This window comes from Amycolatopsis sp. NPDC004368, from assembly GCF_053602515.1.
This window is the reverse complement of the sequence record NZ_JBSGDT010000016.1, coordinates 146,755-173,550: the sequence shown is the minus strand read 5'-3', so window position 1 is coordinate 173,550 and position 26,796 is coordinate 146,755. Positions and strand designations below refer to the sequence as shown.

The following is a 26,796-nucleotide window of genomic DNA, read 5'->3' as shown; positions in this document are numbered from 1 at the left end:
TGCCGAGGTCGGACTCGGCCGCACGCGCGCGCCAGTACCGGTTTTCGTGGTACAGCAGCTCGTCTTCGACCGAGTCGTCGCCGCGCCGTTTCACTGGCGCCGGTTCACCGGCGCAGTCCGGCACGTTTTCAGTTCCCAGCCCGCCGAGCCCAGCCCGGTGAGCCCAGCCCGCCGAACCCAGCCCCCCGAACCCAGCCCCCCGAACCCACGGAGAGCCCGATGCGCGACTACCCGGACGCGATCACCCCGACCGACCACGTCGAGCCGGTGCCCCGGCGGATCCGCGCCGTGCTCGGCGGTGAGACGGTGGTGGACACCACCCGCGCGCTGTACGTGTGGGAATGGCCGAACTACCCGCAGTACTACATCCCGGTCGCCGACGTGAAGCCCGGCGTGCTCGTGGACGAGGACCACCCGCAGCACCTCAAGCGCGGCACCGCCCGCCGCCAGACGCTGCGCGCCGGCAGCGAGGTCAGGCCCGCCGGCGCGCGGGTCTACGGCGCCGACGCCGGCGGGCTGACCGACCACGTCCGGTTCGAGTGGGCCGCCCTCGACGCGTGGTTCGAGGAGGACGAGCAGGTGTTCGTCCACCCACGCAGCCCGTACACGCGCGTGGACGCCCTGCGGTCCACGCGTCACGTACGCGTCGCTCTGGAAGGCCGCACGCTCGCCGAGTCGTCGTCGCCGGTGCTGCTGTTCGAAACCGGTTTGCCGACGCGGTACTACCTCAACCGCACCGAGGTGGACTTCTCGCACCTGGTGCCCACGAGCACCGTGACGGAGTGCCCGTACAAGGGCACCACCACCGGCTACTGGTCGGTCCGCGTCGGCGACGTGCTGCACCAGGACCTGGCGTGGTCCTACGACTTCCCCACCCGCTCGCTCAGCGCGATCTCGAACTTGATCTGCTTCTACAACGAAAAGGTCGACCTCTTCGTCGACGGGGTCGAGATCCCGCGGCCCAAGACGCACTTCTCCTGACGCGCTAGTCCACTTCGGACCGTGACACTTCCGATGGGGACACTTCCGATGGGGACACTCCGGACTGGGACACCGCGGACTGGGACACCGCGGACTGGGACACTTCCGACTGCAACCGGGCGAACGCCTCCGTGACCGTGCCCGCCAGCCGATCGCCCCGCGCGGCGTGGCCGGCGGGCACCGTCACGCACACGGTGAACCGGTCGGCCCACGTCATCACGCCCACCGCCACCGGCACGTCCGGCGCCAGCGACAGCACGGGGTAGACCGTGCGCACGAGTGAACCGTTGAGCACCACCGGCGAGCGCGCCCCCGGCAGCACCGAGGCGATCATGCTGAACCACGTGCCGCGGTACACCAGCCGCGCCACGCGCCGGTGCGCCCACGGCGGCAGGATCCCGATCACCCGCACCACGGCGTTGCCGGCCCGCGGCGCGCCCCGCGTCACCTGCTCGGCCAGCAGCACGCGCGTCGCGCGCACCCGTTCGGCCAGGGTCATCGCGCCGGTCGGCAGGTCCACGCTGGCGGCGCCGGTGTGATTGCCCAGCTGCCGGAACGTGCCGGTGTCGCGAATGGACATCGGGATCAGCACCCGCACGCGCTCCGGCGCCGCCGCGCCCAGCTCGCGGTGCACCGCCTCCGCGACGAGCGCGAGCACGAAGTCCGTGGTCGGCACCCCGACCGCGCGCGCCGCCGCCCGCACCTGCGGCGCCGAGAGGTGGGCCCGCGCGTAGTGCCGGGCCGGGCCGTCGATCGCGGTGTCCCAGGCCACGCGCGGCGCTGTGCCGGCCCGCGCGAGCGCCCAGATGCCACGGGCGAGTTCTCCGGCTTCCTTGCGCTTCGCGCCCTTCTTCGCACCGATCGCCCGGGTGTCCCGCACCACGGCGCCGGTCCTATCGGCCGCCGCGCGCAACCCCTTCCGCCGTACCGGCGCGGGAGGCGGGTCGAGCGGGGGTTTGCCCTTCGCCTGGCCCACCAGGGCGCCGATCACCGCGATCCCGTCGCTGGCCGCGTGGTGCAACGCGATGAGCAACGCGCCCTGCTCGCCTTCGAGTCCCGTCACGAGGCGGGCGCGCACCGGGTGTTCCAGGGTGACGGGCCGGGAGAAGAAGTCGTCCATCTGCGCCGTGAGCGAGGACTCGAGGTCGCTCCCCGGCGGAAGCACGACGTCGGACAGGATGCCGTCGGCCGTACGGGCCGGATCCTCCTGCCACTTGGCGCGCCAGAGGCCGCCTCCTGGGAGCAGGCGGGCGCGCAGGCCCGGGGTGGCCGTGAGCAGGTGCACGGCGTCGGCGTGGGTGGGGCGGGAGCCGTTGGCCTTCGGGTCGAGCATGAGGACCGCGCCGACCTGTTGGGGGACCTGCGGGGTGGCGACGTGCAGGAACAGCGCGTCCTCGGGGCGTAGGCGCTGGGGCGCCGGGTTGAGCGGCGAGGCCACGAGTGACTCGAGCGCGTCGGTGAGCGAGGTGGCGGAGTCGCAGTGGCGCGTGGCCGCCTCGGCCATCGCCTTGAGGCGGGCGGGTTCGGCGAGCAGCGTGCGGACCGCGGCGGTCAGCTCGCCGTCCTTCTCGGTGACGAGCGCGAGGCCGGCCTCGGCCATCAGCCGCGCGTTGGCCTTGCCGTGGGCCGCGATCGGGCGGTGCATGAGCACGGGCCGACCGCACGCCAGGGCTTCGAGCCCGGTCGCGCCGCCGGCGTTGGTGACCACGACGTCGGACGCGAGGGTGTGGTCGGCCATCCGGTCGGTCCAGCCGACGACCCGCAGCCGCGGTTCACCCAGCCGCTCCAGCCGCTGCTGCAACGCTTCGTTGCGGCCGCAGATCGCCACGGGCAGCACGTCGGGTCCGGCGGCGAGCAGTTCGCGCACGGTGCCCTCGACGTCACCGAAGCCGAGTGAACCACACGACACCAGCGCCACGAACGCTTCCGGCGGCAGGTCGAGCCGCTGGCGTGCACCCGCCCGATCACCAGGCCGAAACTCGGCCCGCACCGGCGGCGCCGACACCCCCACCACGGCCGAGGGCGCGCACCGGCGCGCGAGGTCCACGGCGACGTCGTGCATCACCATCGTGAGGTCGGCCGAGCCGTAGACCCAGAACGGGTGCGGCGCGAAGTCCGAGACCCACGCGCCGATCGGCGCGTCGAGCTTCCCGCGCCGGCGCAGCCACGCCAGCCCGGCCGTGCCCATCGGATACGTGGACAGCACGAGATCCGGCGCGAAGTCCGCAACCGGTTTCGCCAGCCGCCGCCCGCACCACGAAGCGGTGAAGCGCTTCGACGCCGCCGCGAACCACGCGAGACGCCAGATGGCGCCGTAGAAGAACTCGTAGAGCCACGGGGTGGTCTCGACGTTCGCCACGTAGATGCGGCGGAACAGGCCGCCGAACCCGGGCCCCAGCCGGTCGAGGGCGTCGAGCCACTTCACCTCGGCGCCGGGCCACCGTTCGCGCACGGCGCCCTCCAGCGCCCGCCCGGTGGCGTTGTGGCCTTCCCCCATGTTCGCGGAGACGATCAGCACGCGCTCCAACGCGCCCCCTTCGCCAGAGGTGCCGCGAGCGGCGGTCACCGGCTGCTTGCTAACAGGTGGACCCGGCCAGACCGTACCCGTCGTCGGGGTCCGATCCGGCGTGCTCCGCCTCGGCGTGTTCGTGGTGTTCTTCCTCGATTCGTTCTTCCTCGACCGCGACCACGTCGAGGTGCGCCGCACGCGTCGAGAGCATCGCGATGCCGACCACGACCACGAGCCCGGCCAGCGCTTCGCCCGTGAGCGCCCACGGCGTGCCGTTGGCGCTCTCCCCCATCCACGACAGCCCGATCGCCACCCCCACGAGCGGGTCGAGCACCGTGATCACGGCCAGCGCCGGCGTGAGGTAGCGGCCCTGCTGGAACGTGTTCTGGCTCAGCAGGAACCCGAGCGGGCCCACCACGCACACGATGTAGAGCGTCCAGTGCTTGAACGGCTCGTCGATGCCCTGGCGGAACTGCCCGGCCACGACCTTCATCAGACCGGCGGTCAGCCCGTAGAGGACGCCGGTCGCGGCGGCCAGCCCGAGCACGCGCCCGGAACCGTTGTGGCTCAGCGCGGCCAGCGCGAGCCCGGCCAAGGTCACCACGGCCAGTGCGATACCGAGCGGCAGCAACGCGGTACCGGTCACGAGCACATCGCGGTTGCCACTGGGGCGGGCGATCACCAGGAACGCCGCGAGCCCGGCGACGCACAGCGCGGTGCCGGCGCTCATCACGCGGTCCGGGCCGCGGCGCTCGAGCCGCGCGAAGACGAAGCCGGCGAAGATCAACGACGTGACCAGGAGCGGCTGGACCAGCAGCAACGGCCCGAACGCCAGCGCGACGAGCTGCAGAACGAGCCCCAGTACGGTCGCCACGATGCCGATGAGCCACAATGGGCGACCGACGAGGCGCCTGAACAACGTGAGATCGAGCGGGCGGGCCTGTTCGACCTCTTTCGCCGCCTTCGCCTGGGCGGCGCTGGCGATTCCCATGCACGCAGCACCCAGCACCGCGGCAGGGACGGCCACGAAAAGCGACACCCCCGTGACACTCATGGAATACTCACCTCACACCATTCCCATCCGCCGTGCCTATGCTGTTGAAAAATTCGTGGGCCGTGGGGGGATGGTCACCCCGCACCGGAGGTACTTGAACCGCATGCGACACCACATGACGATCGACCTCCCCTCACTGCGTCACCTGGTCGTGGGCGGGGGTCGGCATCTGCTGGAGTCGACGCTCGTACCGGCGGGCCTGTTCTACCTCCTCCTCACCCTCGTCAGCTTCGACAGCGGAGTCATCGCCGCGCTGTGCTGGTCGGTGGTCGTGGTCGTGACCCGATTGGCACTGCGCAAGCCGGTCCCGGCGGTGCTGTGGCTGACCTCCGCACTGCTGATCGCGAGGACCGCATTGGGCCTGGCCACCGGCAGTGCCTTCCTGTATTTCCTGCAGCCGACCCTACAGAACTTCGTTATCGCCAGCCTGTTCCTGGTTTCCGCGCCGTTCAACAAACCGCTGCTCGCGCGGCTGGCCGGTGACTTCTGCTCGTTCCCGGACACGCTGTCCGGGCACCCCGGCATGCGGCGGTTCTTCCAGCGCGTGTCGGTGCTGTGGGCGCTGGTGTTCGCGGTCAACGGTTCCGTGACGCTGGTGATGCTCGCGAGGGCGACCGTCGGCAACTTCCTCATGGTCAGCACCGCGGGCTCGTACACGCTGGTGGGCCTGGCGATCGTCGGCTCGCTGTGGTGGTTCCGGCGCTCGCTGCGCTCGGAGGGCATCGTGCTGCGGATGGCTTCGCGCAAGCCGGCGCTGACCGCCGTCTGATGTCCCGCTCCCCCGCAGGCACCGCGCTGGTCACCGGTGCGTCCTCGGGGATCGGCGAAGCCACCGCGCGGCTGCTGGCCGCCGCGGGCACCCACGTGCTGCTCCACGGTCGCGAGCGCGAGCGCCTGGCCGCGCTCGCCGCGGAAACCGGCGGCACCGTCCTCGACGCCGACCTCGCGGATCCCGAAGCCGCGGGCAAGCTCGCCGAACGCGCACTGGCCGTGACCGGGCGCGTCGACACGCTGGTGAACAACGCGGGCCTCGGCTGGGCCGGGCCCCTGCCCGAGCTTTCGCCCGAGCACCTCACGCGCCTGGTCACGGTGAACCTCACGGCCCCGCTGGAGCTCACCCGGGCGCTGCTGCCGGACATGCTGGGACGCGGCCACGGCCGGATCGTGTTCGTGACCTCGATCGCCGGCCGCACCGGCGTCGCGGGAGAAGCGGTGTACGCGGCGACCAAGTCCGGCCTCGACGCGTTCGCCGACAGCCTGCGCTTCGAGCTGCACGGCACGGGCGTGGCCGTGGGCGTGGTGGTGCCCGGCGTGGTGCGCACGGCGTTCTTCGAGCGCCGCGGCCGGCCGTACGCCCGCACTACCCCGCGGCCGGTGTCCGCCCAGCGGGTGGCGGCCGCCGTGGTGCGCGCGACGCAGCGACCCGGCGACTACTACGTGCCCCGCTGGCTGCGGCTGCCGGTCGCGCTGCGCGGCGTCGTGCCCGGCCCGTACCGCGCGCTGGCCACGCGCTTCGGCGCCGAGAGGTGACCGCTTCCCCAGCGGATCGCGCACGGCACCTCCCTTGAACCGGGTCATGTCGCCAAGCGTCTCCTGGTGTCCCGGCTGTTGTCTCAGCCTGTCATCGCCGTCAACAAACTTAGCCCTGCTAACCATTCCTGTCGTCGATCTATTCCCCGCGTCACTCTTCCGCCGGCTCGCCCCCCGGCGGGCCCCAGGCCAGGGCGAGCAGCAGGGTCGCGCGGGCTTCCGGGTCGTCGAGCGCGGGCCCGAACAGCTCGTGCAGCCGGCCGAGGCGGTAGGACACCGTCTGCGGGTGGATGTGCAGGTCCTCGGCCACGGCCTTGCGGTCGCCGAGGTGCAGCAGCCACGACCGCAGCGTGGTCTGCAGCCGCCCGCGCGAGGAGTCGCCGAGCTCGTCGAGCGGGGCGAGGCACCGCTTGCGCAGCACGTCGAGCAGCCGGTCGTCGCGGTGCACGATGATCGCGTCGAGGTGCTCGTCGGCGAAGACCGGGTCGTCGGACAGCAGGCGGTCGCGGCGCAGCCGCAGCGTCACTTCGGCGATCCGCAGGCTCGCGGGCAGCCGGTCGACGGGCACGGTCGCGCCCACCACCGCGCCGCCGCCGCGCAGCGCCCGGGCGAGCCACGCGCGCCGGCCCGGGCCACCCGGGTCCGGCACGATCGTCACGAGTTGGCCCGGGCGGCGCAGCCGCAGGCACGTGTCGTCGAGGCGGGCCACGAGCTCGCGGCCCAGCTGGTTGTCGTCCTCGACGAGCACCACGGTGGCGGTGCGCGGCAGTCGCCACTCCGCGCGCAGCGAAGCCGCCTGCACCGCCGCCGCGTCGGCGCGATCGGAGAGCAGCAGCTCCGTCAGCTCGTCGCGCAGCCGCTCGCGCATGCGCACGGCGTCGGACTGCTCCTGCAGGTAGCCCTTGAGCGAAGACTCGGAGAGCTGGTCCACCAGCGCGAACACGGTGGTGGCGAGCGAGGCGAAGAGCTCCGCGGGCACGTTGAGGTCGAGCGCGGCCTCCGAGACGTGCCGCCACGCCACCCGCGCGCCGATGCGGTAGGCCGACAGCAGGCTCGTCACGCGCCGGCCCTGGCGGTACTGCGTCCGCCCGATCTCCTCGAACACCACTTGCTCGACGCCCGAGCCCAGCTCGGGCAGGTCTTCGTCCGGCTCTTCGGCGAGGTTGATGAGCCGGCGCACGAAGCCCGCGCTGGCCGTCACGATCTCCGCCAGCTCCTCGGTGAGGAACGCAGCGTAGTCGGGGTGCTGCTCGATGAGCTGGTCGCGCACCTCGTTCAAAATGGCCGGAAGCCGTCTGGTCACGACGGTCTCCAGCTCACCCAGTCGGGTCACCTGGTCTGATCCCATGTGCGCAGCTTGTCCTTCCGTAGCAGGTCGCAGGTCTACGGGGTCGGTCCGCCTTATCCTCACCCCACTTTGTCCGCTCGTGCCAAGTCGAAGCCAGCAATTTCTTCTTCCGATCGCAGAAGCCGCCCATAAGTGCGAGTCAGACTTTGTTCGATGAGATCGACTTCAGCCGATGGTCACACAGCGGACACGGACGGTCTGCGGGAGAAGCGGCACGCGGAGAACTTCCCGGTCGCGCTCCGAGTGCTGCCCCGCCGGCTGCGAGCCGACCTGCGGGCCGTGTACGCGGTGGCGCGCACCATCGACGATCTCGGTGACGAGGCCGAAGGCGACCGGATCGCGCTGCTCAAGACGTTCGGCGACGAGCTCTCGGCCGCCTTCGACGGTGGCGAGCCGGCCGATCCCGCGATCCGCGGCCTGGTGCCGGCGATGCGCGCGGGCCGGGTCGAGCTCGAACCGTTCCGCCGGCTCGTCGAGGCGAACCTCCAGGACCAGCACGTGACGCGGTACGAGACCTACGACCAGCTGCGCGGGTACTGCCGGCTGTCAGCCGATCCGGTGGGCCGGATCGTGCTGCGCTTGTTCGACGTGACCGACCCGGTGGCCGAGGAGCTGTCGGACCGCGTGTGCACCGCGCTGCAGCTGCTGGAGCACTGGCAGGACGTGGCCGAGGACCACCGCAACGGGCGGATCTACCTGCCCCGGGAGGACCTCGACGCGTACGGCGTGACCGAGGACGAACTGGGCGCGGCGCGGGCGTCGCGCCGCCTGAGAGAGCTGATGCGCTTCGAGATCGACCGCGCCGCCGCCCTTCTGGGCAGCGGCGCTGGTCTGGTCGGCCACCTGCGGGGCTGGGGCCGGCTCGCGGTGAGCGGATTCCTGGCCGGTGGGCTGGCGACCGTCGACGCGCTGCGGGCGACGAACGGCGACGTGCTCGCGACGCAGGCCGAACCCGGCAAGGCCGATGTGCTGGCGTGGCTCGTGTGGCTGCAAGTGGGTGAGACGACGGGGAGGCGGTCGGGATGAGCACGGTCGGGACGAGCACGATCGAGGAGGCGTACCAGCACTGCGCGCGGGTGACGAAGGAGCAGGCGCGCAACTTCTACTACGGGATCCGGCTGTTGCCGCCCGACAAGCGTTCCGCGTTGTGCGCGGTTTACGCACTGGCCCGGATCGTCGACGACATCGGCGACGGCGACCTCACCGCCGAGGCGAAACTGCAGGGTCTGGCGGGCATCCGCAAGTCGCTCGGCGACCTGTCCGCGAGCACCGACCCGGTGTACGTCGCGGTCGCCGACGCGGCACGGCGCTACCCGATCCCGCTGGGGGCCTTCGAGGAACTGCTCGACGGCGTGGAGATGGACGTGACCGGGCGCGAGTACGTGCGGTTCGACGACCTCGTCGAGTACTGCCGGTGCGTCGCCGGTTCCGTCGGGCGGCTGTGCCTCGGGGTGTTCGGCAGCAAGCCCGAACCCGAGGCACCGACCTACGCCGACGAGCTCGGGATCGCGTTGCAGCAGACCAACATCCTGCGCGACATCCGCGAAGACCTCCTCAACGGGCGGGTGTACCTGCCCAAGGAGGACCTCGACCGGTTCGGGGTCGGGCTGGAGGTCGGCGAGGACGGCCGGCTGGCCGATCCCGACGGCGGGCTGACCGCGCTGGTCCACTTCAGCGCCGCCCGCGCTCGCGACTGGTACGGCCGCGGCCTGAAGCTCGTGCCCTCGCTCGACCGGCGCAGCGCCGCGTGCTGCACGGCGATGTCCGGGATCTACCGCACGCTGCTCGACCGCATCGACGAGCAGCCCTCGCTGGTCTTCGACCGCAGGCTTTCCTTGTCCGGCCGGGAAAAGGCCGTGGTCGCCGTGCGGGCGCTCACGGGGGTCGGCCGATGAGCGCCGAGGTCGCGATCGTCGGCGGCGGGCTCGCGGGCATCGCCACCGCGCTGCGCTGCGCCGACGCCGGGCGCCCGGTCACGCTGTTCGAGGCGAGGCCGCACCTGGGTGGGCTCACGCACTCGTTCACGCGCGGCGAGCTGCACGTCGACAACGGCCAGCACGTGTTCCTGCGTTGCTGCACCGCATATCTCGCGCTGCTGGAGCGCCTCGGCGTCGCCGACCGCGTGATGCTGCAGCCGCGCCTGGAGATCCCGATCCGCACCCCCGGCGCCACGGAGCCGACGTGGCTGCGCCGCGGCGATCTGCCCGCACCGCTGCACCTGGCCGCCGCCCTGCTGCGCTACGACCCGCTGCGCCCGCTCGACCGGGCGCGGTTCGCGTTGGCGGCGCTGGCTTTGCGGCGGGTGGACCCGACCGCGGACCGCACGGACCGGCAATCGTTCGGCGAATGGCTGCGCCGCCACGGGCAGAGCGCCGCCGCGATCGAAGCGCTGTGGGACCTCGTCGGGGTCGCGACGCTCAACGCCACGGCCGACGAAGCGTCGCTGGCGTTGGCCGCCACTGTGTTCCAGGAGGGCCTGCTCACCGACCCGGCCGCGGCGGACATCGGCTGGTCGCTCGTGCCGCTGCGCGAGCTGCACGGTGACGCTGCCCTCGATGTGCTGACCGCGGCGGGCGCCGACGTACGCACGGGCACGAAGGTGCGGGGCATCGAGGAGACGAGCGGCGGCTGGCGCGTGCGCACCGACGAGGGGCATGCGGTGTTCGGCCAGGTGGTGCTCGCGGCTCCACCGCCGGTCACGGAGAAGCTCGCGCCATCGGGCGCCATCCCGCTGCCACCCGGCTGGTCCGGCGGACTGGGCAGCTCACCGATCGTGAACGTTCACGTGGTGCTCGACCGGCGGGTGCTCGACGAGCCGTTCGTGGCCGGGGTGCGCACACCGGTGCAGTGGGTGTTCGACCGCACCCGCCAGTCGGGTCTGGACACCGGGCAGTACCTCGCGATGTCGCTCTCGGCCGCCGACGACCTGATCGACCTGCCGACCGCGACCCTGCGCGAGCGGCTCCTGCCGGAGCTGACCGGGTTGCTGCCGGAGGCCCGGGACGCTCAGGTGCTCGACTTTTTCGTGACAAGGGAACGGCACGCGACCTTCCGGCCGGGGCCGGGCACGGCGTCGCTGCGCCCGGCCGCCCGGACGAGCGCGCCGGGGCTCTACCTGGCCGGGGCGTGGACCGCCACCGGCTGGCCCGCGACGATGGAGGGCGCTGCCCGCAGCGGTGCGGCCGCGGCGACCGCCCTCCTCGAGAAGAACGTGCACGAGGAGAAGGAGGGAGTCGGAGCATGACCGCCACCATGCGTTCCGCCGCCGAGGCGGCCCCTGCGGTGCCGGCCACACTCGGCCGCACCCGTGACGCCGTGCAGCCCGCGCTGCGCGAAGCCGTCGACCGGCTGGACGAGACCAGCCGCGCGATCAGCGCGTACCACCTCGGCTGGACCGACGCCGAGGGCAACCCGGTGAGCGGCAACGGTGGCAAGGCCGTGCGGTCCGCGCTCGCGGTGCTCTCGGCGCAGGCGGCCGGCGCGGCCGCCGAGGCCGGGGTGCCCGGCGCCGTCGCCGTCGAGCTGGTGCACAACTTCTCCCTCGTCCACGACGACCTCATGGACGGCGACACCGAACGCCGCCACCGCCCCACCGTGTGGGCGCTGTGGGGCGCGCCCGCCGCGATCCTCACCGGCGACGCCATGCTGGCGCTCGCTCAGGAAGTGGTGCTGGACAGCGGTTCCCCGCACGCGATCCCCGCCGCGCGGCTGCTGTCGGAGACCACCCGCCGGCTCATCCACGGCCAGGTGCTCGACGTCCAGTTCGAGCAGCGCGACGACGTGACGCTGCCCGAGTGCGTGACGATGGCCGGTGGCAAGACCGGCGCGCTGCTGTCGGCCAGCGCGGCGATCGGCGCTGTGCTCGCCGGCGCGCCCGCCGAGACCGTCGACGCGCTCGCCGTGTTCGGCGAGGAGGTGGGGCTCGCGTTCCAGCTCGTCGACGACGTGCTCGGCATCTGGGGCGACGCGGCCGTGACCGGCAAACCCGTGTACTCCGACCTGCGGGCGCGCAAGAAATCGCTGCCCGTCACGTATGCGACGACCCACGGCGGCGCGAAGGGCCGTGAGCTCGCCGAGTGGCTGGCGGGCGGGGAAACCGGCGGCGCGGTCACTGAGACCGAGCTCGCGCGGGTGGCCGCGCTCGTCGAGTCGGCCGGGGGCCGCGACTGGGCCACGGCCGAGGCCGCGCGCCGCGTCGCGAAGGCCGAGCGCGCGCTGTCGGCGATCCCGGCCGGACCGCGCGACGAGCTCATCGGCATCGCGCGGTTCATCGTGCGCCGGGAGGCGTGATGACGCAGACCGTCCCCGAAACGTCCACTTCGGACCTTCCGGAGCCCGGGCGCACGCCGGCGGAGACCGTCGCCGCCGGTGTGGCGTTCCTACGCGGCGAGCAGCACGCGGCCGGCTGGTGGAAGGGCGAGCTCGCCACCAACGTCACGATGGACGCCGAAGACCTGCTGCTGCGCCAGTTCCTCGGCATCCTCACCGAGCAGGAGAAGGAGGAGTCCGCGCGCTGGATCCGTTCGCAGCAACGGGAAGACGGCACGTGGGCCAACTTCCCCGGCGGCCCGGCCGACCTGTCCACCACCGTGGAGGCGTGGGTCGCGCTGCGGCTGGCCGGCGACCCGGCCGACGCGCCGTGGCTCACCGAGGCGGCCGAGTGGATCCGCGCGCACGGCGGGCTCGAGAGCACCCGGGTGTTCACCCGGATCTGGCTCGCGATGTTCGGTCAGTGGTCGTGGGCCGACCTGCCGAACCTGCCGCCGGAGCTGATCTTCCTGCCGTCGTGGTTCCCGCTCAACGTCTACGACTTCGCGTGCTGGGCGCGCCAGACGATCGTGCCGCTCACGATCGTCGGCACGTTGCGGCCGACGCGGTCGCTCCCGTTCGACGTCGCGGAACTGCGCGTGGGCAAGAGCCCGGAGAAGGCCGCGGCGCCGTGGACGTGGGACGGGGTCTTCCAGAACCTCGACACCGCGCTGCACACGTACGCCAAGCTGCCGTTCAACCCGGTGCGCAAGGTCGCGCTGCGCCAAGCCGCCGAGTGGATCCTGGCGCGCCAGGAGGCCGACGGGTCATGGGGCGGCATCCAGCCGCCGTGGGTGTACTCGATCCTCGCGCTGCACCTGCTCGGTTATCCGCTCGACCACCCCGCGCTCAAGGCCGGCCTCGAAGGTCTGGCCGGGTTCACCATCCGCGAGGAGACCGAGCAGGGCTGGGTGCGCCGGCTCGAAGCGTGCCAGTCGCCGGTGTGGGACACCGCACTCGCGATGACCGCGCTGCTCGACGCCGGCGTCTCCCCCGGCGACGAGACGCTGGTGCGCGCGACGGAGTGGATGCTGGGCGAGGAGATCAGCGTGCCGGGCGACTGGACGGTGCGCCGCCCGTCGCTTGCGCCGGGCGGGTTCGCGTTCGAGTTCGCCAACGACGGTTACCCCGACACCGACGACACCGCCGAGGTCGTGCTGGCGCTGCGGCGCATGGGCCGGCCCGACCACCTGCGCATCCGCGGCGCGATCGACCGCAGTGTGAAGTGGCTCGAAGGCATGCAGTCGAGTGACGGCGGCTGGGGTGCGTTCGACGCGGACAACACGCAGGTGCTCGCCACGAAGCTGCCGTTCTGCGATTTCGGGGCCGTGATCGACCCGCCGTCGGCCGACGTCACCGCCCACGTGGTGGAAATGCTGGCGGCGGAAGGGAAGTCGGGTTCGCGCGAGTGCCGCCGCGGCGTGAAGTGGTTGCTGGACAACCAGGAGGCCGACGGCTCGTGGTTCGGCCGGTGGGGCGCGAACTACGTCTACGGCACCGGTGCCGTCGTGCCCGCGCTGGTGTTCGCCGGTGTGCCCGCGTCCGACCTCCGGATCCGCCGTGCCGTGCGGTACCTGGCCGACCACCAGAACGCCGACGGCGGCTGGGGTGAGGACCTGCGGTCCTACGACGACCCGGAGCACTGGTCGGGCCGCGGCGAGTCGACGCCGTCGCAGACCGCGTGGGCGCTGCTCGCGCTGCTGGCGGCCGGGGAACGCGAGTCGCCGGTGGTCACGCGCGGCGTGGCGTGGCTGTGCGACCGTCAGCGGCCCGACGGCGGCTGGGACGAGGACTTCCACACCGGCACCGGTTTTCCCGGCGACTTCTACCTGTCCTACCACCTCTACCGCGTGGTGTTCCCGCTCTCGGCGCTGGGTCGCTACGTGCGGAGCGGCTCGTGAGACCGGCCGTGCTGTGCGCGCCGCTGCGGATCGAGCGGGCGGCGTTGCGCGCGGCCGGGTTGCCGACGGTGCGCACGGGAATGGGGCCGCGCCGGGCGGCGGCCACCGCGGCCCGGCTGCCCGCGGGACCTCGGATCGTCGCCGGGATCGGCGGCGGGCTGGCGCCGCACGTGCGCCCGGGTGACGTGGTGGTGGCCGACGAGGTTCGCGGGCCCGACGGGGTCGTCCCGGTGGCGTCCGCGCCGCTGCTGGCCGGGGCCTTGCGGAGGCTCGGCTTGACCGTCCACCTCGGACCGGTGCTCGGCGTCGACCACGTGGTGGGCGAACGGCAACGGGCCGACCTGGCGGCGACGGGCGCGTTGGCGGTCGACATGGAGTCACACCGGCTGGCTTCAGCCGGGCAGCCGTTCGCCGTGGTTCGCTCCATTGTGGACACTGTAGGCGCGCCCCTGGTGCGGCCCGCCACGGTTTCCCACGGCCTGGCGGGGCTGCGCGGTCTGCGCGCGACCGTGCCGGCGCTCACGGCGTGGGCGGCGGCGACCGGACCGCGGGAGCTGCTGATGGCGAGCCCGCGGTCGTTCTGCGCCGGCGTGGAGCGGGCGATCGACATCGTGGACCGCGCGCTGGCCAAGCACGGCGCGCCGGTGTACGTGCGGCGCCAGATCGTGCACAACACCCACGTGGTTCGGCAGCTGCAGGAGCGCGGCGCGGTGTTCGTGGACGAGGTCGAGGAAGTGCCCGAAGGCGCGACGCTCGTGTTCGCCGCCCACGGCGTGACCCCGGCGGTGCGGCGCGACGCGGCCGACCGCGGCCTGTCGGTGATCGACGCGACGTGCCCGCTGGTGACCAAGGTGCACAACGAGGTGCGCCGCTACGCCGGGCGCGGCGACACGGTGTTCCTCATCGGGCACGCCGCGCACGAGGAAGTCGAAGGAACGGTGGGCGAAGCTCCCGGTTCGGTCGTGGTGGTGGAGGACGTCGCAGCGGCCCGCACGGTGCCCGCGCCCGCCGGGGGTGTCGCCTACACCATGCAGACCACGCTGGCGCTCGACGAGGCCGAGGAGATCGCGTCCGTGCTGCGGACGCGCTTCCCCGGGCTCTCGGCGCCGCGCAAGGACGACATCTGTTACGCCACCACCAACCGGCAGCAGGCACTGCGGGCGATCGCGCGCTCGGTCGACCTCGTGCTGGTGGTGGGCTCGGCCAACTCGTCGAACTCGCGCCGGCTCGTGGAGGTCGCCGAGCGCGAGGGAACCGCGGCCGTGCTGGTCGACGGAAGTTCGGACATCGACCTGCGCCGCCTGGCGGGCGCGGGCCGGATCGGCCTCACCGCGGGCGCGTCGGCGCCGCCGCACCTCGTGGACGAGGTCGTGGCGGGTCTGGGCGGACTCGGGCCGGTCACCGTCGCCGAAAGCCGGCTGACGGAGGAAGAAATCACTTTCACCCTACCTCGGGAGGTGCTGTAGAGCCATGGCCATGCCGTTGCGTCAGTCCGTGCGACTGGGCGGTTATCTGATGAAGCAGAAGCTGCTGCGCAAGGAAAAGTTCCCGTTGCTGGTGGAGCTTGAGCCGCTGTTCGCCTGCAACCTCAAATGCGCCGGCTGCGGCAAGATCGCGCAACCGCACACGCTGCTCAAGCAGCGGATGCCGGTGGAGCAGGCGGTGGGCGCCATCGAAGAGAGCGGCGCGCCGATGGTGTCGATCGCCGGTGGTGAGCCGCTGATGCACCCGAAGATCGACGAGATCGTGCGGCAGCTGCTCGACCGCCGCAAGATCGTGTTCCTCTGCACCAACGCCCTGCTGCTGCACAAGCACATCCACAAGTTCAAGCCCCACCACAACTTCGCGTGGATGGTGCACATCGACGGCCTCGAAGAACGCCACGACGCCTCCGTGCGCAAGGAGGGCGGCTTCGCGGCGGCCGTCGAGGCGATCAAGCTGGCCAAGTCCAAGGGTTTCCGGGTCATGACGAACACGACGTTCTTCGACGGGGACACCGCCGACGACGTGGTCGACGTGCTCAACTACCTCAACGACCTGGGCGTCGACAACATGCAGATCTCGCCCGCGTACGCGTATGAGAAGGCCCCGGACCAGGAACACTGGCTCGGCGTGCAGCAGACCCGAGAGCTGTTCACGAAGGCCTTCGGCGGCGGCAACCGCAAACGCTGGCGCCTCAACCACTCACCGGTGTTCCTCGACTTCCTCGAAGGCAAGCGCGACCTGGAGTGCACCCCCTGGGGCATCCCGTCGTACTCCCTGCTCGGCTGGCAACGCCCGTGCTACCTGCTCGACGACGGCTACGCCAAGACCTACAAGGAACTCATCGAGGACACCGACTGGGACGCCTTCGGCCGCGGCAAGGACCCCCGCTGCGACAACTGCATGGCCCACTGCGGTTACGAACCCACCGCGGTGATCGCCACCCTGGGCTCCCTGAAGGAGTCCGTGCGGGCGGCTGTGGGGCACTGAGGCTCTTGCTGGCCGGGAACGCCGCAGGTCTTTCGGGACCTGCGGCTTTCTTCGTTGTCACACACCGAAAGTGGACGAGGTCGTGGGTCTGCGGCCTCAGTTCGCGACGCGATATCGGAGATGCACAACGCCGTTTTCGAACCTGCGCTCGTCGAGGAGTTCCAGCTCGGCGCGGACGCCACCCGGCAGCGCCGGCTTGCCTCCCCCGAGGATCCACGGCCAGACGAACAGCCCGCACTCGTCGACCAGCCCGGCGGCGAACGCCTGCGCCGCCAGGTGTGCACCACCCACGGTGAGATCGCGGGCCGCAGACGCCTTCAGGTCGCGTACCGAAGCAGCGTCGAAGCGTCGTTCGAGCCGGGTATCGGCGGTGGACACCGCGGCCAGGCTCGTGGAGTAGACAACCTTGCCCGCCGCTTGCCAGGCGGCCGCGAAGGCGGCGGTGAGATCGGACTGGGCGGCGAGAGCGGCATCGGTTTCCCACGGGGCCATCGTTTCGTACAGGCGCCGTCCATACAGGAGCGTGCCCGCCGAACGGATGAGGTCGGTGTGGGCCGCGAACACTTCGTCGTTGTGCGGATACAGGGTGAAGTCGCCGTGTTCGTCCTCGATGTACCCGTCGAGGGACACGTTCGTCACGTAGCTCAGCTTGGCCATGTCACTGCACCTCGACGATCGACGGCGAGGTCCGGGCATCGATCAGCGTGGTGTCGAGTGTGGTCAACGCTTCGAACCAACCCTGCTCGGCATTGCCCGTCTGCTGCGGGGGAAGCCATTGGCGGATCTCGAGCCGCGTCCGCCCGTCGGCCTCGTCGTGGAACTCGACCCGGACCCTCGTGTCGAACGGCTCGACGCCGTCCGGGAGCCGGCCGGTGACGTGCATGAGGCCGTCGAGGAGCTCGCCTTCGGTGACGTCCGTGAGGTCGACGTGGATGTGGACCCGGATGCGGGGATCGGCCGTGGAAACCTCCGTCCATCGCTGGTGGCCGCCCGGGCGCACGTCGAACTCGATCTCCTCGCGCGGCAGGGCGTTGCCGACCGGACCCCACCAGGAGACGAAGTGGTCCGGATCGGTGAACGCTCGGTAGACGAGCGCCCGCGGCGCGTCGAGCACGCGCGAGATGTCGATCTGCGGGGCTTCTGCCTGCATCAGGGCTCCTTGGGGGCCGAGGCCGCGTCGGCGGGCGGTTCGGGATTGCGGTCCGCCGGGTTCGGCGCGCGTTCGGCGGCCTGCACCGCGGCGAGGTGGGCGTCGAGGCGGGCCAGCGACGAGTCCCAGAACTTCCGATATCGCTCGATCCAGTCCGCCGCCTCGCGCAGCGGGGCAGCTTCGAGGTGGCTCGCGCGCCACTTGCCCGAGCGTGTCCGCGAGATGAGCGTGGCGCGTTCGAGCACCTTCAGATGTCGCGATACCGCCGGCATCGAGATGGACAGGGGTGCGGTGAGCTCGGTGACCGTGGCATCGCGCTCGGCCAGTTCGGCGAGGATCGCTCGCCGGGTCGGGTCCGCGAGCGCCGAGAAGACGGCGCTGAGCTGATCGGTGCCGGGCACTCCCACCCCCTTCATTTAACGAACCTGTTAAACGTAGGAGACTTGGGTGAGGTCCGTCAAGGGAGCTGCGGGCACCGAGCCGGCGGAGACATCCGACCCGGGAACATCACTCGGCGGACGCCGTCAGTCCCGGTGCGATCGCGCCGCCCACGAGGCCCGCCAGGGTCAGCGCGGCGGTGAGCGGCCGGTGGTTCACCACGATCTCGTCGATCTCACCGTGCTCGTCGAAGTGGAACGTGGCGGTGCCGTGGATCGTGTGGCCGCGCACCTGCGCCGTGTACTCCTCGACGTGCCGGTCGCCGAAGTCGGCGCGGTAACGGAAGGCCGGGCCGTCGTCGTAGCTCGCCACGACCGCGCGGACCTGCGTCTTCACGGCTTCCGGGCCCTGCAGCACGTCGTCGAGGATGGTGCCGGCCAGGCGCACGCCGGGGGCCAGGCGGGAGAAGAACCAGGGTTCGGTCACACCCCAAGGTTATGACAGCTGTCATAACTGTCAAGCCTGCAGGTCCCGCAGGGCCACGCCGACGACGGCTGCGCCGGAGTGGGTCATGATCGTCGCCGCGTGGTCGGCGCCAGCGATGCGGCGCGGGCGGCGCAGCGAGGGCAGTGCGGTGCGGAAGCCTGCCAGCGCTTCGTCGTCGTACGCGGGAGGCGTGCCCTCGCCGACGCCCCACTCCGCGCACACGAACTCGGTCGGCACCGTGATCTCCCGCCAGTGCGACTCGCCGAAGAAAACCTCGGCCGCGTCGGCCAGCACGGCTTCGCGGCCGAGGAACACGCGGCCGTCGGACAGGTCGTGATCCAGGCAGTCACGCAGGAGCGGGTCGGCGGCGTCGAGCAGCGGGTTGGCGCGCGTGAAGTACTCGAGGTACTCGCCGACGTCCGCCCAGCGCCGCGAAACGCGCTCGAGCTGCACCGCGAACGCGGCGGCCACCGTGTCGCGCGTGAGCCCCGGCGGCACGGCCATCGGCAGCCCGCCGTCCACGAGCACGAGGCCGCGCACGCGCTCGGGCCACCGCGTGGCCAGCTCCACGGCCACGAACCCGCCCATCGACATCCCGCACACGTCGACGCGGTCGTGGCCCAGCGCGTCGAGCACCCGCACCAGGTCCGCGGCGTGCTGCCGCGGCGACGACGCCCCGGCCACCGCGAAGCTGCCCGCCCGCCCGCGCAGGTCCGGCATGATCAGCGACAGGTCCGGCGCCTCGGCCCGCAGCCAGTTCCACAGCCGCCGGTTGCTCGTCACGCCGTGGACGGCGAGCACCGGCGCCGAGGTCCCCGCCACCACCTCCACGGCCAGCGCGCCGCCGTCGACCGGCACGGTTGTCGTTCGGCTCACCATCACCCCACCGTAGCGCTCGCGGGACCACTGTGGACGGTCACGGACCGACCGGCGCCCACTGGTCGTGGTGGTCGAGCCACCACCGCGCGATGTCGAGGCGCCGCATGAACCGCACGCCCGGACGGTCACCGGCGTACCGGACGAAGTCCCGCACGGCCGAGGCACGCCCGGCCTGTCCGCTCCAGCGCGGGTGCAATCCCACCGTCATCATCCGCGCCCCGGCTCCGTCGTCGGCTTCCTCGCACAGGTAGTCGAGCGCGAGCCGCAGGCTTTCGAAGAACTGCGCGGGCGAGCCGTAGGTGGGGCTCAGCAGGTAGCGGGTGTCGTTGTTCACCTTCGAATACGGCACGATCAGCAGCCCGCGGTCGGAGAAGTACGGCAGCTCGTCGTTGCACGGGTCGGAGTCGTAGACGAAGCCGCCCTCGGCCACGAGGAGGTCGAGGGTGTGCTCGCTCGGGAACGACCGCACGTACCACCCGCGTGTGCGCTGTCCCGTCGTGCGCTCCAGCGACTCGATCGCGCGGCGCAGGTGGTCGCGCTCCTCGTCGACGCTCATCCGCGCGTAGTCGAGCCAGCGGTACCCGTGGCCGATCACGTCGTGTTCGCGCTCCCGGATCCACTCCGCGACGCCCGGGTTGCGTTCCAGCGCCACCGCACACGCGCCGACGCTCACCGGCACCGCGTACCGGTCGAAGATCCGCGCCAGCCGCCAGATCCCGACACGGCTGCCGAACTCGTAGTGCGTCTCGGTGCCGAGATCACGGACCTCAGGGCCGGTCTCGTAGGCGTACTCGCCCCAGCCGTCGTTGCGGCCGTCGCCGTCGGGGATCGAGTACTCGGCGCCCTCTTCGTAGTTGACCACGATGTTGACCACCACCTTGGCCCCGCCCGGCCACCGCACGTCGGGCGGGTAGCGACCGTAACCGACGAAATCACGCGGGGACGCGGCAGCACGGGGTTCAGGCACGTTCCCAGCGTGGCACGGCTGCCGCGTTCCGGCAGGCCAGGCCGTTTCCGCGGTGGCGACGCCGAAGCTCTCGCCCCGAAATTCGTCACCAGCCAAGGTGGTCACCCATTTCCGCCGGGTGTTCCGAGGGGATTGGTCTTTCCGGTCGGTGATTGTTGCGCTCTCATTCGTCACCTGTCAGCCTGGCGCGATGGAACACGCCTTCCCCTGCGGGAACCCGGCGCTCGATTTCGTCGGGACCTTGCGCGCCCGGCGCAACGCCGAACCCCTGGAGAAGCTCGGCTCGCCGCGCAGCCTCGACACGTGGTTGCGCGAGTCGGGGGTCACCGACACCGGCCCGGGCAGCCGGCCCCACGACGTGGCTGCCGCCATCGAGCTGCGCGAGGCGATCTACGCCCTGGTCGCGGCGCGGCTGTCGGGCCACGAGCCGGACCCGCGGGCCATGGACGTGGTCAACGAGTTCGCCGCCCAGCCCCCGACGGTGCCCCAGCTGACCCCCACGGGCCGCCGCATCGAGGCGAGCGCCAGCCAGGCCCTGTCGTCGGTCGCCCGCGACGCCGTGGCCATTCTCGGCGGTCCCGACGCCGACCTCCTCAAGGAATGCGGCCGCCCCGCGTGCACCGAGGTCTACCTCGACCGCTCCCGCGGCTCCCGGCGCGAATGGTGCGCCATGGCGACCTGCGGGAACAAGATGAAGGCCGCCGCCTACCGCGCCCGCCGGCGCGGCAACCCACCCCTGACCACGTCACGCCAGACCGGCTGACCACGCCTGATTGTGCGCAGAATTGCGCACTCTTCCGAGAAGTTGCGAATGCTGCGCGCAAACCTGCCTACTGCGCTTACGATTCACTCCCCCGCAACGGCAGCTTCGTGATCTTCCCCGTCGGCCCCTTCGGCAGCTCCGGCACGATCCGCACCCGCCGCGGGTACTTGTACGCCGCGATCCGCTCCTTGGCCCACGCGACGATCTCGGAAGGCTCCGCGGAAGCCCCCGGCTTCAGCGAGACCACCGCGACGACCTCCTCCCCCAGCCGCTCGTCCGGCTCGCCGATCACCGCCGCCTCCGCCACGGCCGGGTGGCGGTACAGCAGTTCCTCGACCTCCCTCGGGTACACGTTGTACCCGCCGCGGATCACCAGGTCCTTCTTGCGGTCCACCACGAACACGAACCCGTCGGAGTCGACGTAGCCGAGGTCGCCGGTGTGGAACCAGCCACCGCGGAAGGCTTCGGCGGTTTCGGCGGGGCGTTTGTAGTAGCCCTTGGTGATGTTGTGCCCGCGCAGCACGATCTCGCCCACGTTCTCCGCGCCGGGAGGCAGCGGACGGTCCTGCTGGTCGACGATCCGCAGCTGCACGCCCCAGATCGGCTTGCCGATGGAGAGCACCTTGCGATGCGCGGCACCCGGGTTCACGGTGGTCGTCGACGCGGACTCGGACAGGCCGTAGCCTTCCAGGACCGGAATGCCGTACTTCTCCTCGAACGCGAGCAGCACCTGCTCCGGGATCGCGGCGCCGCCGGAGCTGCCGATGCGCAGGCTGCTCGTGTCGTACGGCGAGCTGTCGGCGACCGCCAGCGCGTGGTACATCGTGGGCACGCCGGCCATGATCGTCACGCGGTCGCGCTCGATGGCCTCGAGCACCGCCGTCGTTTCGAAGCGGCGCACCACCGACACCGTGCGCCCGTGGCGAGCCGCGGAGTTGAGGATGCTGGACAGACCGTAGACGTGGAAGAACGGCAGCACGGCGAGCACCACGTCGTCGGGTTGCGCGCCGAAGGTCTCGCCGCCGATCGTGCACGTCATGTACAGCGAGAAATGCGACAGTTCGGCGCCTTTCGGACGCCCGGTGGTGCCGCTGGTGTACAGCAGCACAGCGGTGTCGTCGGCCGCACCCGGGTGCAGATCACCGTCGTCGCCGAAGGAAAGCAGGGCCGAGAACTCGACGGCCGAGGACGGCCAGCCGGCCGGTTCGCCCACGACGACCGGTGCGACCTCTGGCACCGAGGCCAGCGCCTTGGTCACCTCGTCGACGAGCGCGGCGTCGGCGATGAGCAGCCGCGAGTCGGAGTCGGTGAGGTGGTAGGCGATCTCGTCGGCCTTGAGCAGCGGGTTCAGCGGCACCATCGTGAGCCCGGCCTTGAGGATCCCGAAGTACGCGAACACGAACTCGGGCACGTTCGCCAGCTGCACCGCGATCTTGTCCCCCGGCGCGAAACCCCGTGCCCGCAACGCCGTCGCAACTCGGCCGGAGGCCTCGTCCACCTCGGCGTAGGAGTGGGTTCCACCCGGAAAACGCAGAAAGTCCTTTTCCGGATGGGCGAGAGCGGACTTGCGCAGCATCGTGGCCAGGTTGAAGCTCACGCTACCTCCGAACCTCGTTCTGCCCGCAGCACCCGCGGACAGGAAACTTCGTTGTCGACCCAGTCCGGTCAAGACCAGGTTACCGAATCCTGTTCGGTCATTCGAGACGAACTGGTTCGACGATCGAACAAACACGGATTACAGTCGGGATCATGCCGTCCCCCGGAGAATCCCGCGAGCAGCTCGCGACGAACGCCGTGCGCGCCCTGGCCCGCCTGTCGCGGCTGGTGGAGCGCTCGTCGGGTGAGCTGAACCTCGCCCACTACCGCGTGCTCTCGGCCATCGCGTCGGGCGACGAGCGCGCCTCGCGCGTGGCCCAGCGGCTCGCGCTCGGCCGGCCCGCGATCAGCGCCGCGGTCGACGCGCTCACGAAACGCGGGCTGCTGATCCGCGGCGACGTCGACGCCGACCACCGGGCCACGGCGCTTTCCCTGACCCCGCAAGGCGAACGCCTGCTCGCGAGCACCGAAGCGCGGATGGTCGACGTCCTCGGCGCACTCGTCGCCCGCACACCCGACGCCGAAGTGGTGCTCGAGTCACTCGGCCGCCTCGGCGACGCGCTCGACGAGGTCACGGCCGAACGGTTGATCGAAAAGCAGGCCGAAAAGCAGGCCGGAAACCGGTGAGCGGCGAGGAGGGGAAGTCCCGCTGGTTGCGCCGCCTCGGCGGCTACGTCCTGCGCCACCGCCGCGAACTGCTGGTCGCGTTCGGCGCCGCCGTGCTCGGCAGCGCCTGCCAGACCGTTGTGCCGCTGCTGGAACGCCAGATCGTCGACGGCGTGATCCTCAGCCGTTCGGCCTCGCTGTGGCCGTGGCTCATCGCGCTGCTCGTGCTCGCCGCCGGCGCCTTCGTGTTCGCCTACCTGCGGCGTTACCACGGCGGCCGCGTCGCGCTGGCCGTGCAGTACGACCTGCGCAACGACATCCAGGCTCACCTGCAGCGCATGGACTTCGCGAACCTCGACCGGATGCCCACGGGCCAGCTGGTGTCGCGTGCGACGTCCGACTCCGCGCTCGTGCAGGGCCTGCTCAGCCTGTTGCCGATCATGAGCGGCAACATCCTGCTCGTCCTGCTGTCGCTGGGCGTGATGGTGGTCCTCTCGCCGCTGCTCGCGCTCGTGAGCCTGGTCATGGTGCCGCTGCTGCTCACGGTCTCCTACCGGATGCGCCGGCGGATCTTCCCCGCCACCTGGGCCGCGCAGCAGCGGGAGGGCGACGTGGTGCAGATCGTGGACGAGGACGTCAACGGCGTGCGGGTGGTCAAGGCCTTCGGCCAGGAGGACCGCGAGCTGCGCCGGCTGGCCGAGACCTCGGGCGACCTCTACGGCATGCAGGTGCGGGCCGTGCGGCTGCAGTCGCGCTACCAGCCGCTGCTGCAGGCGATCCCGGCGCTCGGGCAGGTCGCGATCCTCGTGCTCGGCGGCTGGCTCGCCCTGCACCACGGTCTGAGTCTCGGCACTTTCCTCGCCTTCTCCACCTACGTCGGGCAGCTCATGGCACCCGCGCGCCAGCTCGCCGGCGTGCTCGCGATCAGCCAGCAGGCCCGCGCCGGGGTCGAGCGGATCTTCCAGCTGATCGACCTGCGACCGGACATCGCCGACGCCCCCGGCGCCGTGGACCTGCCCGAGGCGAAGGGCGAGATCACGTTCGAGGACGTCCACTTCGGATACTCTCCAGACGCACCGGTGCTGCGGGGCTTCGACCTGCACATCGCCGCCGGCGAGCGCGTGGCGCTGATCGGCCCGAGCGGCAGCGGCAAGACCACCGCGACCACCCTCGTCTCGCGCTTCCACGACCCGGATTCCGGCGCCGTGCTGCTCGACGGCCAGGACCTGCGCACCGTGCGCCTGCGGTCACTGCGGTCACAGGTCGGGGTGGTGTTCGAGGAGAGTTTCCTGTTCTCCGACACCATCCGCGCCAACATCGCCTACGGCCGCCCGGGCGCGACCGAGGAGGAGATCGTGGCCGCGGCCGAGGTCGCCGAGGCCGACGCCTTCATCCGCGCACTGCCGCAGGGCTACGAAACCGTGGTGGGCGAACGCGGGCTCTCGCTCTCCGGCGGGCAGCGCCAGCGCGTGGCCCTGGCCCGCGCCATCCTCACCGACCCGCGGGTGCTCGTGCTCGACGACGCCACCAGCGCCGTCGACGCCAACACCGAGGAGTCGATCAACGCGTCCCTGCGCACGGTGCTGGCCGGGCGCACGACCCTGCTGGTGGCGCACCGCCGCTCGACCCTGCACCTGGCCGACCGCGTGGTGGTGCTCGACGGCGGGGTGGTCGCCGACCAGGGCACGCACGAGGAGCTGCTCGACCGCAGCGCGCTCTACCGCACGCTGCTCACCGGGCTCGAAGAGGAAGCCGCCGAACGCAGCGGGGCCACCGCCGGCCACATCGAGGCCCTCACCGCTTCCGGCACCACGGCGTCGGCCTGGCGCGCGGACCGCAACGGCCACAACGGAAACGGGCGGAGCCGCAACGGTCGGCGCGGTACCACCCGCGCCACGGGCGCCCCCGGCATCGGCGCCGGGCTCGGCGGCTCGGCCGGCGGCAGCGGCTGGCGCGCCGCGCTGCCCCCGACGCCGCAGCTGCTCGCCCGAGTCGACGAGCTGAAATCCGTGCGGGACTTCGCGAAGCTCGATCTCGCCGCCGAATCCCGCCAGCAGCGCACGTTCTCCCTGCGCACGCTGCTGCGCGAGTTCCGCCGCCCGCTGCTGTTCGGGCTGCTGCTGGTGGTGATCGACGCCGTGGCGTCGGTGATCGGGCCGGTGTTCGTGAAGAGCGGCATCGACGACGGCGTGCTGCAGGCCTCGCAGGCCGTGCTGTTCGGTGCCGCGGGGCTGTTCCTGTTGATCACGCTCGTGGCGTTCCTCGACGAGGTGGCCCAGACGTTCGTCACCGGCCGGACCGCGCAGCGCGTGATGCTGTCGCTGCGCATCCGGATCTGGGCTCAGCTGCAACGGCTTTCGCTCGACTACTACGAGCGCGAGATGGCCGGCCGGATCATGACGCGGATGACCACCGACGTCGACCAGTTCGAGTCGCTCATCCAGAACGGGCTGCTCTCGGCGCTGGTCGCGTTCGTGACCTTCGGCGGCGTCGGCGTGACGCTGGTCGTGGTCAACCCGGTGCTGGGCCTGTGCACGCTCACGGTGGTGGTGCCGCTGGCGATCGGCACGGTGATCTTCCGCCGGCGCGCGGCGAAGCTCTACGACGTGGCCCGCGAACGCGTGGCGATCGTCAACGCCGATTTCCAGGAAAGCCTCTCGGGCGTGCGCGAGTCGCAGGCGTTCGCGCACGAGGACGAGACGATCCGCCGGTTCCGCCGCCTCGGCCGCGATTACCTCGACTCGCGGTATTCGGCGCAGCGGCTGGCCGCCACGTACTTCCCGTTCGTGCAGTTCCTCTCGGCGGGCGCCGATGCGATCGTGCTCGGCGTCGGCGCGGGGATGATCCACTCGGGACACCTCACGGCGGGGGCGCTGATCGCGTTCATCCTCTACATCGACCTGTTCTTCTCCCCCATCCAGCAGCTCTCGCAGGTGTTCGACTCCTGGCTGCAGACGCGCGTGTCGGTGAGCCGCATCGCCGACCTGATGCGCCTGGAGACGCTCACCCCGTCCGCCGCCCACCCGGTCGATCCGGGCCGGCTGCGCGGAGAGGTCACCTTCGACGGCGTGCGCTTCGCCTACCCGTCGGCACCGATGCCGGGCCCGGGCGAACGCCGTGGTCCCGCGGACCCGCGGCTGGTGGCGGGCTCGTCGGCCGTGGCGAAACCGCCGGAGGCGCTGCGCGAGGTGGACCTGACGATCGCGCCCGGCGAGACCGTCGCGCTGGTCGGTGAGACCGGTGCGGGCAAGTCGACGCTGGTCAAGCTGCTCGCGCGGTTCTACGACCCCGACACCGGCAGCGTCCGCGTCGACGGCCACGACCTGCGCTCGCTCGATCTCACCGCCTACCGCCGTGCGCTCGGGTACGTCCCGCAGGAGGCGTTCCTGTTCACCGGCACCGTGCGCGACAACATCGCCTACGGCCGGGCCGACGCCACCGACGCGGAGGTCGAGGCGGCCGCGCGGGCCGTCGGAGCCCACGAGTTCGTGGCCACGCTGCCCGGCGGGTACCTGCACGAGATCGCCGAACGCGGCCGCTCGCTCTCGGCCGGGCAGCGCCAGCTGCTCGCGCTGGCCCGCGCGCAGCTCGTGGACCCGGCGATCCTGCTCCTCGACGAGGCGACCTCGAACCTCGATCTCGCGGCCGAGGCCCACGTGGCCGAGGCGATGCGCACGCTCTCGGCCGGGCGCACGACCATCGTGATCGCCCACCGGCTGCAGACCGCGCAGTCGGCCGACCGCATCGTGGTGCTCGACCGCGGCCGCGTCGCCGAGACCGGTGCCCACCACGAACTGCTGGCGCGCGGCGGTCGCTACGCCGGGATGTGGGAGGCGTTCGAACTCCTGTCGGGGCAGAGTTCGTAGTC

Annotated in this window: 23 protein-coding genes; 13 read left to right on the top strand and 10 right to left on the bottom strand. The window is 71.7% G+C overall.

Features of this window, described 5'->3' with window-relative positions; all coding sequences use genetic code 11:
• Positions 1-219: 219 nt before the first annotated feature.
• On the top strand, positions 220-981 hold the full coding sequence (locus tag ACWEOE_RS23095) for a DUF427 domain-containing protein (RefSeq protein WP_452012397.1): 762 nt from the start codon (positions 220-222) through the stop codon (positions 979-981).
• Positions 982-985: 4 nt separating this feature from the next.
• Here the strand turns inward: ACWEOE_RS23095 and ACWEOE_RS23090 are convergent, their stop codons facing one another.
• Both ACWEOE_RS23090 and ACWEOE_RS23085 read right to left on the bottom strand, forming a co-directional pair.
• On the bottom strand, positions 986-3,547 hold the full coding sequence (locus ACWEOE_RS23090) for a wax ester/triacylglycerol synthase domain-containing protein (protein ID WP_452012396.1): 2,562 nt from the start codon (positions 3,545-3,547) through the stop codon (positions 986-988).
• Between the two features lie 10 nt (positions 3,548-3,557).
• Positions 3,558-4,544, bottom strand: coding sequence for a DMT family transporter (locus ACWEOE_RS23085; RefSeq protein WP_452012394.1), 987 nt, complete (start codon positions 4,542-4,544; stop codon positions 3,558-3,560).
• Positions 4,545-4,659: 115 nt separating this feature from the next.
• On the opposite strand from ACWEOE_RS23085, the gene ACWEOE_RS23080 reads away from it, so the two are divergent.
• Positions 4,660-5,313 (top strand): VC0807 family protein, encoded by a 654-nt coding sequence (locus tag ACWEOE_RS23080; RefSeq protein ID WP_452012393.1) that lies wholly within the window; start codon positions 4,660-4,662, stop codon positions 5,311-5,313.
• Positions 5,313-6,074 (top strand): SDR family NAD(P)-dependent oxidoreductase, encoded by a 762-nt coding sequence (locus tag ACWEOE_RS23075; RefSeq protein WP_452012392.1) that lies wholly within the window; start codon positions 5,313-5,315, stop codon positions 6,072-6,074. The genes ACWEOE_RS23080 and ACWEOE_RS23075 overlap by 1 nt, the downstream gene beginning before the upstream one ends.
• Positions 6,075-6,225: 151 nt before the next feature.
• Here ACWEOE_RS23075 and ACWEOE_RS23070 read toward each other — a convergent pair whose 3' ends face one another.
• A complete protein-coding gene (locus ACWEOE_RS23070; protein WP_452012390.1) occupies positions 6,226-7,422 on the bottom strand; it encodes a PucR family transcriptional regulator in 1,197 nt (398 codons plus the stop codon).
• A gap of 153 nt (positions 7,423-7,575) precedes the next feature.
• Between ACWEOE_RS23070 and hpnC the strand changes: the two genes are divergently transcribed.
• From hpnC to hpnH, 7 genes are read left to right on the top strand one after another with little or no spacing between them, the layout of a single operon-like run.
• On the top strand, positions 7,576-8,448 hold the full coding sequence (gene hpnC, locus ACWEOE_RS23065) for a squalene synthase HpnC (RefSeq protein ID WP_452012388.1): 873 nt from the start codon (positions 7,576-7,578) through the stop codon (positions 8,446-8,448).
• Positions 8,445-9,317, top strand: a complete 873-nt coding sequence (hpnD, locus tag ACWEOE_RS23060) for a presqualene diphosphate synthase HpnD (RefSeq protein WP_452012387.1) — start codon at positions 8,445-8,447, stop codon at positions 9,315-9,317. The genes hpnC and hpnD overlap by 4 nt, the downstream gene beginning before the upstream one ends.
• Positions 9,314-10,666: a hydroxysqualene dehydroxylase HpnE gene (gene hpnE, locus ACWEOE_RS23055; protein ID WP_452012385.1), complete on the top strand. Its 1,353-nt coding sequence runs from the start codon at positions 9,314-9,316 to the stop codon at positions 10,664-10,666. Before hpnD ends, hpnE begins: the two co-directional genes overlap by 4 nt.
• Positions 10,663-11,712 carry a polyprenyl synthetase family protein gene (locus ACWEOE_RS23050; protein ID WP_452012384.1) on the top strand — a complete coding sequence of 350 codons (1,050 nt, stop codon included), beginning with the start codon at positions 10,663-10,665 and terminating at the stop codon, positions 11,710-11,712. The genes hpnE and ACWEOE_RS23050 overlap by 4 nt, the downstream gene beginning before the upstream one ends.
• Positions 11,712-13,631, top strand: a complete 1,920-nt coding sequence (gene shc / locus ACWEOE_RS23045) for a squalene--hopene cyclase (RefSeq protein ID WP_452012382.1) — start codon at positions 11,712-11,714, stop codon at positions 13,629-13,631. Before ACWEOE_RS23050 ends, shc begins: the two co-directional genes overlap by 1 nt.
• The gene (gene ispH, locus ACWEOE_RS23040) at positions 13,628-15,097 is read left to right on the top strand and encodes a 4-hydroxy-3-methylbut-2-enyl diphosphate reductase (protein WP_452012380.1); all 1,470 of its coding nucleotides are present in this window, start codon (positions 13,628-13,630) and stop codon (positions 15,095-15,097) included. Before shc ends, ispH begins: the two co-directional genes overlap by 4 nt.
• Positions 15,098-15,101: 4 nt before the next feature.
• Positions 15,102-16,103 carry an adenosyl-hopene transferase HpnH gene (gene hpnH / locus ACWEOE_RS23035; RefSeq protein WP_452012378.1) on the top strand — a complete coding sequence of 334 codons (1,002 nt, stop codon included), beginning with the start codon at positions 15,102-15,104 and terminating at the stop codon, positions 16,101-16,103.
• A 96-nt stretch (positions 16,104-16,199) separates the two neighbouring features.
• Here the strand turns inward: hpnH and ACWEOE_RS23030 are convergent, their stop codons facing one another.
• The 6 genes from ACWEOE_RS23030 to ACWEOE_RS23005 all read right to left on the bottom strand — a co-directional run bounded on the left by ACWEOE_RS23030 (position 16,200) and on the right by ACWEOE_RS23005 (position 19,963).
• Complete coding sequence (locus ACWEOE_RS23030) at positions 16,200-16,760, bottom strand: dihydrofolate reductase family protein (protein WP_452012377.1); 561 nt, start codon at positions 16,758-16,760, stop codon at positions 16,200-16,202.
• A 1-nt stretch (position 16,761) separates the two neighbouring features.
• Positions 16,762-17,253: an SRPBCC family protein gene (locus tag ACWEOE_RS23025; RefSeq protein WP_452012375.1), complete on the bottom strand. Its 492-nt coding sequence runs from the start codon at positions 17,251-17,253 to the stop codon at positions 16,762-16,764.
• Positions 17,253-17,669, bottom strand: a complete 417-nt coding sequence (locus ACWEOE_RS23020) for an ArsR/SmtB family transcription factor (protein ID WP_452012374.1) — start codon at positions 17,667-17,669, stop codon at positions 17,253-17,255. Before ACWEOE_RS23020 ends, ACWEOE_RS23025 begins: the two co-directional genes overlap by 1 nt.
• Positions 17,670-17,760: 91 nt before the next feature.
• Positions 17,761-18,117: a hypothetical protein gene (locus tag ACWEOE_RS23015; RefSeq protein WP_452012372.1), complete on the bottom strand. Its 357-nt coding sequence runs from the start codon at positions 18,115-18,117 to the stop codon at positions 17,761-17,763.
• A gap of 30 nt (positions 18,118-18,147) precedes the next feature.
• Positions 18,148-18,996, bottom strand: a complete 849-nt coding sequence (locus ACWEOE_RS23010; protein WP_452012370.1) for an alpha/beta fold hydrolase — start codon at positions 18,994-18,996, stop codon at positions 18,148-18,150.
• A 37-nt stretch (positions 18,997-19,033) separates the two neighbouring features.
• Entirely contained in the window at positions 19,034-19,963 is a 930-nt protein-coding gene (locus ACWEOE_RS23005; protein ID WP_452012368.1) for a polysaccharide deacetylase family protein, read from the bottom strand.
• Between the two features lie 190 nt (positions 19,964-20,153).
• Here ACWEOE_RS23005 and ACWEOE_RS23000 point away from each other — a divergent pair, with 190 nt between their 5' ends.
• The gene (locus ACWEOE_RS23000) at positions 20,154-20,726 is read left to right on the top strand and encodes a CGNR zinc finger domain-containing protein (protein WP_452012366.1); all 573 of its coding nucleotides are present in this window, start codon (positions 20,154-20,156) and stop codon (positions 20,724-20,726) included.
• A gap of 76 nt (positions 20,727-20,802) precedes the next feature.
• Here the strand turns inward: ACWEOE_RS23000 and ACWEOE_RS22995 are convergent, their stop codons facing one another.
• The gene (locus tag ACWEOE_RS22995; protein WP_452012364.1) at positions 20,803-22,323 is read right to left on the bottom strand and encodes a long-chain-fatty-acid--CoA ligase; all 1,521 of its coding nucleotides are present in this window, start codon (positions 22,321-22,323) and stop codon (positions 20,803-20,805) included.
• A gap of 152 nt (positions 22,324-22,475) precedes the next feature.
• On the opposite strand from ACWEOE_RS22995, the gene ACWEOE_RS22990 reads away from it, so the two are divergent.
• Complete coding sequence (locus ACWEOE_RS22990) at positions 22,476-22,949, top strand: MarR family winged helix-turn-helix transcriptional regulator (protein ID WP_452012362.1); 474 nt, start codon at positions 22,476-22,478, stop codon at positions 22,947-22,949.
• Positions 22,946-26,794: an ABC transporter ATP-binding protein gene (locus tag ACWEOE_RS22985; RefSeq protein ID WP_452012360.1), complete on the top strand. Its 3,849-nt coding sequence runs from the start codon at positions 22,946-22,948 to the stop codon at positions 26,792-26,794. Before ACWEOE_RS22990 ends, ACWEOE_RS22985 begins: the two co-directional genes overlap by 4 nt.
• The last annotated feature ends 2 nt before the right edge of the window (positions 26,795-26,796 follow it).

Bases quoted from the DNA above. Each gene is read 5' to 3' on its own strand.
- ACWEOE_RS23095 (WP_452012397.1), top strand. From the start codon at position 220: ATGCGCGACTACCCGGACGCGATCACCCCGACCGACCACGTCGAGCCG.
- ACWEOE_RS23085 (WP_452012394.1), bottom strand. From the start codon at position 4,544: ATGAGTGTCACGGGGGTGTCGCTTTTCGTGGCCGTCCCTGCCGCGGTG.
- ACWEOE_RS23080 (WP_452012393.1), top strand. From the start codon at position 4,660: ATGACGATCGACCTCCCCTCACTGCGTCACCTGGTCGTGGGCGGGGGT.
- ACWEOE_RS23075 (WP_452012392.1), top strand. From the start codon at position 5,313: ATGTCCCGCTCCCCCGCAGGCACCGCGCTGGTCACCGGTGCGTCCTCG.
- ACWEOE_RS23070 (WP_452012390.1), bottom strand. From the start codon at position 7,422: ATGGGATCAGACCAGGTGACCCGACTGGGTGAGCTGGAGACCGTCGTG.
- hpnC (WP_452012388.1), top strand. From the start codon at position 7,576: ATGAGATCGACTTCAGCCGATGGTCACACAGCGGACACGGACGGTCTG.
- hpnD (WP_452012387.1), top strand. From the start codon at position 8,445: ATGAGCACGGTCGGGACGAGCACGATCGAGGAGGCGTACCAGCACTGC.
- hpnE (WP_452012385.1), top strand. From the start codon at position 9,314: ATGAGCGCCGAGGTCGCGATCGTCGGCGGCGGGCTCGCGGGCATCGCC.
- ACWEOE_RS23050 (WP_452012384.1), top strand. From the start codon at position 10,663: ATGACCGCCACCATGCGTTCCGCCGCCGAGGCGGCCCCTGCGGTGCCG.
- shc (WP_452012382.1), top strand. From the start codon at position 11,712: ATGACGCAGACCGTCCCCGAAACGTCCACTTCGGACCTTCCGGAGCCC.
- hpnH (WP_452012378.1), top strand. From the start codon at position 15,102: ATGGCCATGCCGTTGCGTCAGTCCGTGCGACTGGGCGGTTATCTGATG.
- ACWEOE_RS23030 (WP_452012377.1), bottom strand. From the start codon at position 16,760: ATGGCCAAGCTGAGCTACGTGACGAACGTGTCCCTCGACGGGTACATC.
- ACWEOE_RS23025 (WP_452012375.1), bottom strand. From the start codon at position 17,253: ATGCAGGCAGAAGCCCCGCAGATCGACATCTCGCGCGTGCTCGACGCG.
- ACWEOE_RS23020 (WP_452012374.1), bottom strand. From the start codon at position 17,669: ATGAAGGGGGTGGGAGTGCCCGGCACCGATCAGCTCAGCGCCGTCTTC.
- ACWEOE_RS23010 (WP_452012370.1), bottom strand. From the start codon at position 18,996: ATGGTGAGCCGAACGACAACCGTGCCGGTCGACGGCGGCGCGCTGGCC.
- ACWEOE_RS23000 (WP_452012366.1), top strand. From the start codon at position 20,154: ATGGAACACGCCTTCCCCTGCGGGAACCCGGCGCTCGATTTCGTCGGG.
- ACWEOE_RS22990 (WP_452012362.1), top strand. From the start codon at position 22,476: ATGCCGTCCCCCGGAGAATCCCGCGAGCAGCTCGCGACGAACGCCGTG.